This is a genomic window from Microbispora sp. ZYX-F-249 (assembly GCF_039649665.1).
Classification (GTDB): domain Bacteria; phylum Actinomycetota; class Actinomycetes; order Streptosporangiales; family Streptosporangiaceae; genus Microbispora; species Microbispora maris.
In genome coordinates this window covers 59,405-66,942 of record NZ_JBDJAW010000041.1, presented here as the reverse complement: position 1 = coordinate 66,942, position 7,538 = coordinate 59,405, and the positions used below count along the sequence as shown (strand labels likewise).

Genomic DNA, 7,538 nt, shown 5'->3' with positions numbered 1-7,538 from the left:
CTTCAACGGCGAGTACACCCACAGCGAGGACGAACTCCGCGACGCCCTGACGCTGTCGCCGCGCATCCCGATAATCCGCACCGACGCCCGGGACCGGGAATCGGTCAAGAGCACCCTGATCACGCTCGTCGAGCACGCGCTGACGTCCCACGTGGGCGCGATCCGGTGAGGGACGGCCCGGTCCGCCGGAGGATCTCACCATCGCGGCGCGGGCGTGAAAGCCGTGCGGGCGGATAGTCTGGGGAGACTGACTGTTCACCGACCCGTCCACTCGCTTCGAGGCTGGCCAAACACGTGTTCGAGACGCTTTCCGACCGGCTGACTTCGGTCTTCTCCTCCCTACGGTCCAAAGGCAGGCTTTCCGACGCCGACATCGACGCGACCTGCCGCGAGATCCGCATCGCGCTGCTCGAGGCGGACGTCGCGCTGCCGGTCGTGAAGGACTTCGTGGCCCGGGTCAAGGAGCGGGCCCGCGGCGCCGAGGTCTCCCAGGCGCTGAATCCCGCGCAGCAGGTCGTGAAGATCGTCAACGACGAGCTCATCGACGTGCTGGGCGGCGAGACGCGGCGCCTGCGCTACGCCAAGACCCCGCCGACCGTGATCATGCTGGCCGGTCTCCAGGGCTCCGGTAAGACGACCCTGGCCGGCAAGCTCGCCAAGTGGCTGCGCGAGCAGGGGCACGCCCCGCTGCTCGTGGCCTGTGACCTGCAGCGGCCCAACGCGGTGCAGCAGCTCGCCGTCATGGCCGAGCGGGCCGGGGTGGCGGTGTACGCCCCCGAGCCGGGCAACGGCGTGGGCGACCCGGTCGCGGTGGCGCGGCAGTCGGTGGACCACGCGCGCCGCCAGCAGCACGACGTGGTCATCGTCGACACCGCCGGCCGCCTCGGCATCGACCAGGAGCTGATGCGGCAGGCCGCCGACATCCGCGACGCGGTCACCCCGGACGAGGTCCTGTTCGTGCTCGACGCGATGATCGGTCAGGACGCGGTGAGCACGGCTCGCGCGTTCATGGACGGCGTCGGCTTCGACGGCGTGGTGCTCACCAAGCTCGACGGCGACGCCCGGGGTGGCGCCGCCCTGTCGGTGCGGCACATCACCGGCCGGCCGATCATGTTCGCCAGCACCGGCGAGAAGCTCGAGGACTTCGACGCCTTCCACCCCGACCGCATGGCGGGCCGGATCCTCGACATGGGTGACATCCTCACCCTGATCGAGCAGGCGCAGAAGACGTTCGACGAGCAGGAGGCCGCCAAGATGGCGGGCAAGCTCGTCTCCGGGGACGGCTTCACGCTGGAGGACTTCCTCGAGCAGATGATGATGGTCCGCCGCATGGGGCCCATCAAGAACCTGCTCGGCATGATGCCGGGCATGGGGCAGATGCGCGACCAGCTCAACCAGGTCGACGACCGCGACCTGGACCGCATCGCCGCGATCATCCGCTCGATGACGCCCGGCGAGCGTCAGGACCCCAAGATCATCAACGGCTCGCGGCGGGCGCGCATCGCCAAGGGTTCGGGCGTCACGGTCACCGAGGTGAACAACCTCGTGATCCGCTTCTTCGAGGCGCAGAAGATGATGAAGCGGGTGACCCAGGGCATGGGCATCCCGGGCATGCCCGGCGGGCGCAAGCAGAAGACGCAGAAGCCCAAGAAGGGCCGCCGCGTCAGCGGCGACCCGCGCAAGGCCGCGCTCGGCAAGTCCGCCGCGAACGCGTCGTCGCAGGACGCCCCGAAGCTGCCCAAGGGTCTGCTCGGCAACCTCGGCGGCGGCCAGCTGCCCCCCGGCCTGGAGCTGCCGCCCGGCTTCGACCCGTCGAAGCTGAAGCTGCCCGGCCAGAACTGACGGACCACGGCCGCCGGACCCGCCCGCCGATCCCGGCAGGCGGGTCCTGCGGTGTCGTGGACAGGCTGTCACGGTGCCCGGCGGAGGCCACGCGGTGCTCGTCAGAGGCGCGGTGCTTGTAAGAGGCGCGGTGCTTGTAAGAGGCGCGGTGCTTGTAAGAGGCGCGCGGTGGTTGTCAGGGGCTCGCGCCCGGGGCCATCGGCCTGGCGTCGATCCTGCCGTCGTCGCACACCGTCGCGGTGAACGGGACCTCCAGGTGCGCCACCTCGTCCGGTGGGATGATCATCAGCCGGGCCGAGGCGGGGCAGCGGGTCTCGTGCCCGCTCGGCACCACCGTCCAGTGGAGCCGGGCGTGCGCGCTGGCCCCGGGACGCAGCGTGACCCGATGAGGGGTGACGCTCTCGCGGCGGGTGCGCGTCCGCAGCACGTCGCCCCGGCCGTCGATGAGGACGAGCCCGACGAAGCCGTAGACCCAGCAGGTCTTCGCCGAGGTGTTGGTCAGCACCAGCGGCGCGTAGCGGTTGCCCGCCGCCGGGTCCTGCCGTCCCACCTTGGCCCGCAGGCCGGTCGTACGGCACCGCGCGGGGGCGGCGCCCGCGGTGCGTTCGGCTGCGCCGTACCGGACGGACGCCGCGCCCGCTGCGGTGGCCCGTCTCGCGTCCGCGGTGGAGTGCTGTGTGTCCGCCGCGGCGTGCTGTGCCGTCTGTGGTGTTGTCTGTGGTGCCGGCCGCGTGGGCGTCTGTGCGACCGGGCGCGCGCCGGCCGCGGAGGGCGCGGCGCCCGTCGCGCAGCCGGTGGCCAGCAGGGCGAGGGCCGCCGCCCCCGCCGCCAGGGTCCTGCTCGTGGTGACTCGCATGTCCGGTAGGACGGCTCACCAGCGCGATCAGTTCGCACGCCCGTTCCGGAGACATGGGCACATCCGTGCCGAAATCAGGGCGGCGGCGGAACCGTCCTTGCCGGAGCATGGGGAATCATCTGGCAGAATGTCAGGCTGGAACATCGTGACCAGGCGGGTGCCCTCTCACCCCCGCCGGTCGCGTCTGTCCCTCGGGCGGGCTCCCATCGTGCCCCACTCGATGAGACACCGCTCACCCACGCTCTAATGCAGGAGAGACCACACCCGTGGCAGTCAAGATCAAGCTCAAGCGGCTCGGCATGATCCGCAACCCGCAGTACCGCATCGTCGTCGCCGACGCCCGGAACAAGCGGGACGGCCGTGCCATCGAGGAGATCGGCCTCTACCACCCGAAGGAGAACCCCTCACGCATCGAGGTGAACTCCGAGCGGGTGCAGTACTGGCTGGGCGTCGGCGCGCAGCCGACCGACCCGGTCCTGAAGATCTTCAAGCTGACCGGCGACTGGCAGAAGTTCAAGGGCGAGCCCGCCCCCGCCACGCCGCTCCAGGTCGCCGAGCCCAAGCCCGACCGGCACGCCGCGTACGAGGCCGCCGCGAGGGAGTCGCTCTCGAGTGACGCCGGCGCCGCCGCCACCACGCCGAAGAAGGCCAAGAAGCCCGTGAAGGCCGAAGAGACCACCGAGGCCCCGGCCGCGGAGGAGAAGCCGGAAGGCGAGGCCTGAGGTGCTCGAGGAGGCCCTCGAGCACCTGGTCAAGGGCATCGTCGAGCATCCGGACGATGTCCGGGTCCGCGCCCGGCGCATCCGCACCGGGCGCGTTCTCGAGGTCCGGGTTCATCCCGACGACCTCGGCAAGGTCATCGGCCGTGGCGGCCGTACGGCCAAGGCGTTGCGCACCGTCGTCAACGCGTTGTCGAACGGCAAGTACGTGCGGATCGACCTGGTCGACCTGGAAGAGGCGCGCTGAGCCGAACTGACGCGTCCGGGGGACCCCGCACCGGGGTCCCCCGGCGTGTTTTCCGGCTCGGGACCGGTCTTTTCCGGGTGGTTCGCGGTGGCAGACGGTTCGGGCGGGACGTTCGGACCGTCGCGGAGAAGTCGCGTTGAAGCGGTAGCGGAGGTAGGCGACAAGTGCAGCTAGTCGTGGGCAGGATCGGCCGCCCGCACGGCGTGCGGGGCGAGGTCACGGTCGAGGTGCGCACCGACGAGCCGGATCTGCGCTTCGCCCCCGGGGCGACGCTGGCAACCGACCCGGTCTCGGCCGGGCCGCTGACGGTGGAGCGGGCCCGGTGGCACAAGGGGATCCTGCTGCTGACCCTGGCCGGCGTTGAGGGCAGGGACGCCGCGGAGGCGCTGCGCGGCACGCTGCTCGTCGTGGACTCCGCGGACCTGCCGCCGATCGAGGACCCCGACGAGTTCCACGACCACGAGCTCATCGGCCTCACGGTGGTCACCACCGAGGGGGAGCGGGTCGGCGAGGTCAGCGACGTCCTCCACCACGGACAGGACCTGCTCGTGGTGGCCCGTCCATCGCGTGACGAGGCGTACGTCCCGTTCGTCAAGGCGCTCGTGCCCGAGGTCGACCTCGGCAAGGGAATCCTCGTCGTCGACGCACCGCCCGGCCTGCTCGACGCCGCCGAGGCGGAGTAGGGGCCGCACATGCGCGTCGACATCATCTCGATCTTCCCGGAGTACTTCGCCCCGCTCGACGTGTCCCTCATGGGCAAGGCCCGGGAGCGCGGCATCCTCGACATCCACCTCCACCAGCTCCGCGACTGGACGCACGACGTCCACAAGACCGTGGACGACACGCCGTACGGCGGGGGCCCCGGGATGGTGATGAAGCCGGAGGTCTGGGGGGAGGCCCTCGACGCGGTGATCGAGAACGGGCGTGCCGCCTCCGGGGAGGACGTGCTGCCCCGGCTCATCGTGCCCACGCCGAGCGGCCGTCCGTTCACGCAGGAAGTGGCGCTGGAGTACGCCGGGGAGCCGTGGCTGCTGTTCGCCCCGGCCCGCTACGAGGGCATCGACTCCCGCGTAGTCACGGAGTACGGCGAGCGCCTGCGCGTCGACGAGGTGAGCATCGGCGACTACGTGTTAGCCGGGGGAGAGGCGGCCGTGCTGGTGATGGTCGAGGCCGTGGGCAGGCTGCTGCCGGGGGTCCTCGGCAACGCGCGCTCGGTCGCCGACGACTCCTTCGCGCCCGGTGCCATGGCCAACCTGCTGGAAGGCCCCGTCTACACCAAGCCGCCCGTCTGGCGGGGGCACGAGGTGCCGGAGGTCCTGCTGTCGGGCCATCACGGCAGGATCGCCCGCTGGCGGCGCGACGAGGCGCTGCGGCGCACGCTGGCCAGGAGGCCGGAACTGGCCGCCCGGCTCGACCGGGACGGCCTCGACAAGCACGACCGGCGTGTCATCGAGGAGTTCGAAGAGCGCCGTGAAGAGCGCCGCGCGGAGTGCGGCGAGCAGCGTCCCGAGGAACGTCGTGAGGAGCGCCTCGAAGAGCGCACCGAGGGACGCACCGAGGAGTGCCGTTCCGTCGCCGGTTCCGGCACTGCGTTTCGCGCAGGGCCGGAAGGTATGGCAGACTGAATCGCTGCTGCCTACTTCGGCATGGCCGGGTGCGTCCCGGTCTGGACGCGGCAGACAAGACGTATCAAGCCAAGCACGCGTGTCCCCCTCGTCGCCGAGCCTCCGGGCCGGCCGGGTGGACCTCCGTGTGCCCATGTCAATGAGGAACCGACGCCATGCACACGCAGATCCAGGAGATCGAGAAGGCTGCCCTTCGCAGCGACGTACCGGCTTTCCGCCCGGGTGACACGCTGGAGGTCCACGTCCGCGTCGTCGAGGGCAACCGGTCCCGCATCCAGGTGTTCAAGGGCTTCGTCCTGCGCCGCCAGGGCGGTGGCATCCGTGAGACGTTCACGGTCCGCAAGGTCAGCTACGGCGTCGGCGTCGAGCGCACCTTCCCGGTTCACAGCCCCGTGATCGAGAAGATCAACGTGCTCACCCGCGGCGACGTCCGCCGGGCCAAGCTGTACTACATGCGTGACCTGCGCGGGAAGGCCGCCCGCATCCGCGAGAAGCGCGAGGCGCAGCCGGCCGGCAAGTAAGGCTTTGAAGATCGTGGTCCGTGCCCCAGGCGCGGGCCACTTTCTTTTTGCCGGTGATCCGGTGTCCCCGGCGCTCGCCGTCGTGGACATCATCTAGGCTCAGCAGCGATGGCTAGCGAGGGACAGGGGCCGGGCACGCGCCGCCCTGCCGAGGACGGGGTGGACGTGGTCGCCGAAGACGTCAAGCAGAACGCCGAGGACGGGAAGAAAAAAGGCTCGTTCTGGCGGGAGTTGCCCGTTCTGATCGTGGTCGCTCTCGCCCTGGCGCTGCTGATCAAGTCTTTCGTGGTCCAGGCGTTCTACATCCCGTCCGAGTCGATGGAGAACACGCTTCTCATCAACGACCGCGTGCTGGTGAACAAGCTGGTCTACCACGTACGCGACATCGAGCGCGGCGACATCGTGGTGTTCTCCGGGGTGGACTCATGGGACCCCGAGGTGAAGCTCGAGGAGCCGTCCAACCCCATCGCGGCCGGGCTGCGCTGGCTCGGCAACGCGTTCGGGGTCGTGCCGGGGGAGAAGGACTACATCAAGCGCGTCATCGGCGTGCCGGGCGACAAGGTCAAGTGCTGCGACAAGCAGGGCCGGGTCACGGTGAACGGCGTGCCGCTGGAGGAGAAGTCGTACCTGTATCCCGGGGACGAGCCGTCCGGGCGCGAGTTCGAGGTCACCGTCCCGCCGGACCGTCTGTGGGTGATGGGCGACCATCGCTCGGTCTCCTGGGACTCCCGCCTGCACATGGGGGACCCCGGTGGCGGCACCATCCCCGCCGACAAGGTGATCGGCCGCGCCTTCGTCATCGTCTGGCCGTTCGACCGGGCGAAGATCCTGCCGATTCCGGAGACGTTCGCGCAGCCGGCGCTCCAGGCGGCCCTCGGGGCGGCGCCGTTCGTCGCGGGCCTCGCGGGGGCCGTGCCGCTGGTGGCCCTGCGCAGGCGGCTGACCAGGCGCAGGACGTGACGGAGCGGGAGGAGACAGCCGTGGGAGAGGCCGACGAGAGCCGCTTAGGAACCGCAGGGCCTGCCGGGGCGGCGGACGGCGTCCCGGAGGATCCGGCCGAGCCGGCCGAGGGAGAAGGCGAGCGGACCACCGGCGAGGGGGAGGAGGACCGGCCCGCCAAGAAGAAGGGCTCCGGCCTTCTGGAGACCCTCCTGTACGTCCTCGGCGGGGTCGTCGTCGCCCTGCTGGTCCACGCCTTCCTGCTGCAGTCGTTCTACATTCCGTCGGAGTCGATGCAGAACACGCTCCTGGTGGACGACTACGTGGTGGTCAACAAACTGGCGTACAAGCTCGGCCCGGTGGAGCGCGGCGACATCGTGGTCTTCAAGGGCTGGGACGGCGAGGACACGATCAAGCGGGTGATCGGCGTCGGTGGCGACCACGTGAAGTGCTGCGACGCCAAGCGCCGCATCACGGTGAACGGGACCCCGCTGGACGAGGAGAACAAGTACCTCTACCCGGGGGTCTATCCCTCCGGCCGTGACTTCGACGTCAAGGTTCCCAAGGGCCGGCTGTGGCTGATGGGCGACCACCGGAACAACTCGGCGGACTCGCGCTCCAACATGGAGAACGGGTATCAGGGAACGGTCTCCGAGGACGACGTGATCGGACGGGCGTTCCTGCGCTACTGGCCGCTGAACCGGATCTCCTTCCTGTCCCGGCCGGAGACTTTCTCCGCCGTACGCTGATCTCACCTGCGGCTTTGCCGCCGATGGCGGTTCCGGCCGT

At 70.2% G+C, this 7,538-nt stretch carries 8 protein-coding genes and 2 pseudogenes; 9 read left to right on the top strand and 1 reads right to left on the bottom strand.

The window, feature by feature from the left end; translation table 11 throughout:
- Positions 1 to 169 (top strand): annotated as a pseudogene (locus AAH991_RS33215) (ATP-binding protein); the annotation flags it as partial.
- Between the two features lie 125 nt (positions 170 to 294).
- Positions 295 to 1,842, top strand: a complete 1,548-nt coding sequence (ffh, locus tag AAH991_RS33210; RefSeq protein ID WP_346229877.1) for a signal recognition particle protein — start codon at positions 295 to 297, stop codon at positions 1,840 to 1,842.
- Positions 1,843 to 2,017: 175 nt separating this feature from the next.
- Here ffh and AAH991_RS33205 read toward each other — a convergent pair whose 3' ends face one another.
- A complete protein-coding gene (locus tag AAH991_RS33205; RefSeq protein ID WP_346229876.1) occupies positions 2,018 to 2,698 on the bottom strand; it encodes a DUF4232 domain-containing protein in 681 nt (226 codons plus the stop codon).
- 266 nt (positions 2,699 to 2,964) lie between these two features.
- Between AAH991_RS33205 and rpsP the strand changes: the two genes are divergently transcribed.
- The 7 genes and pseudogenes from rpsP to lepB (AAH991_RS33170) all read left to right on the top strand — a co-directional run bounded on the left by rpsP (position 2,965) and on the right by lepB (AAH991_RS33170) (position 7,498).
- The gene (rpsP, locus tag AAH991_RS33200) at positions 2,965 to 3,420 is read left to right on the top strand and encodes a 30S ribosomal protein S16 (RefSeq protein ID WP_346229875.1); all 456 of its coding nucleotides are present in this window, start codon (positions 2,965 to 2,967) and stop codon (positions 3,418 to 3,420) included.
- A 1-nt stretch (position 3,421) separates the two neighbouring features.
- Positions 3,422 to 3,664 (top strand): RNA-binding protein, encoded by a 243-nt coding sequence (locus AAH991_RS33195; RefSeq protein WP_079320659.1) that lies wholly within the window; start codon positions 3,422 to 3,424, stop codon positions 3,662 to 3,664.
- 164 nt (positions 3,665 to 3,828) lie between these two features.
- Complete coding sequence (gene rimM / locus AAH991_RS33190) at positions 3,829 to 4,347, top strand: ribosome maturation factor RimM (RefSeq protein ID WP_182909898.1); 519 nt, start codon at positions 3,829 to 3,831, stop codon at positions 4,345 to 4,347.
- Positions 4,348 to 4,356: 9 nt separating this feature from the next.
- Positions 4,357 to 5,121 (top strand): annotated as a pseudogene (trmD, locus tag AAH991_RS33185) (tRNA (guanosine(37)-N1)-methyltransferase TrmD); the annotation flags it as partial.
- A gap of 323 nt (positions 5,122 to 5,444) precedes the next feature.
- Complete coding sequence (rplS, locus tag AAH991_RS33180; RefSeq protein WP_169981931.1) at positions 5,445 to 5,810, top strand: 50S ribosomal protein L19; 366 nt, start codon at positions 5,445 to 5,447, stop codon at positions 5,808 to 5,810.
- 108 nt (positions 5,811 to 5,918) lie between these two features.
- Positions 5,919 to 6,770 carry a signal peptidase I gene (lepB, locus tag AAH991_RS33175; protein ID WP_346229874.1) on the top strand — a complete coding sequence of 284 codons (852 nt, stop codon included), beginning with the start codon at positions 5,919 to 5,921 and terminating at the stop codon, positions 6,768 to 6,770.
- Between the two features lie 20 nt (positions 6,771 to 6,790).
- A complete protein-coding gene (gene lepB, locus AAH991_RS33170; RefSeq protein WP_346229873.1) occupies positions 6,791 to 7,498 on the top strand; it encodes a signal peptidase I in 708 nt (235 codons plus the stop codon).
- Positions 7,499 to 7,538: the final 40 nt, after the last annotated feature.

Coding starts and splice junctions, on each gene's coding strand:
- rplS (WP_169981931.1), top strand. CDS start 5,445: ATGCACACGCAGATCCAGGAGATCGAGAAGGCTGCCCTTCGCAGCGAC.
- lepB (WP_346229874.1), top strand. CDS start 5,919: ATGGCTAGCGAGGGACAGGGGCCGGGCACGCGCCGCCCTGCCGAGGAC.
- AAH991_RS33205 (WP_346229876.1), bottom strand. CDS start 2,698: ATGCGAGTCACCACGAGCAGGACCCTGGCGGCGGGGGCGGCGGCCCTC.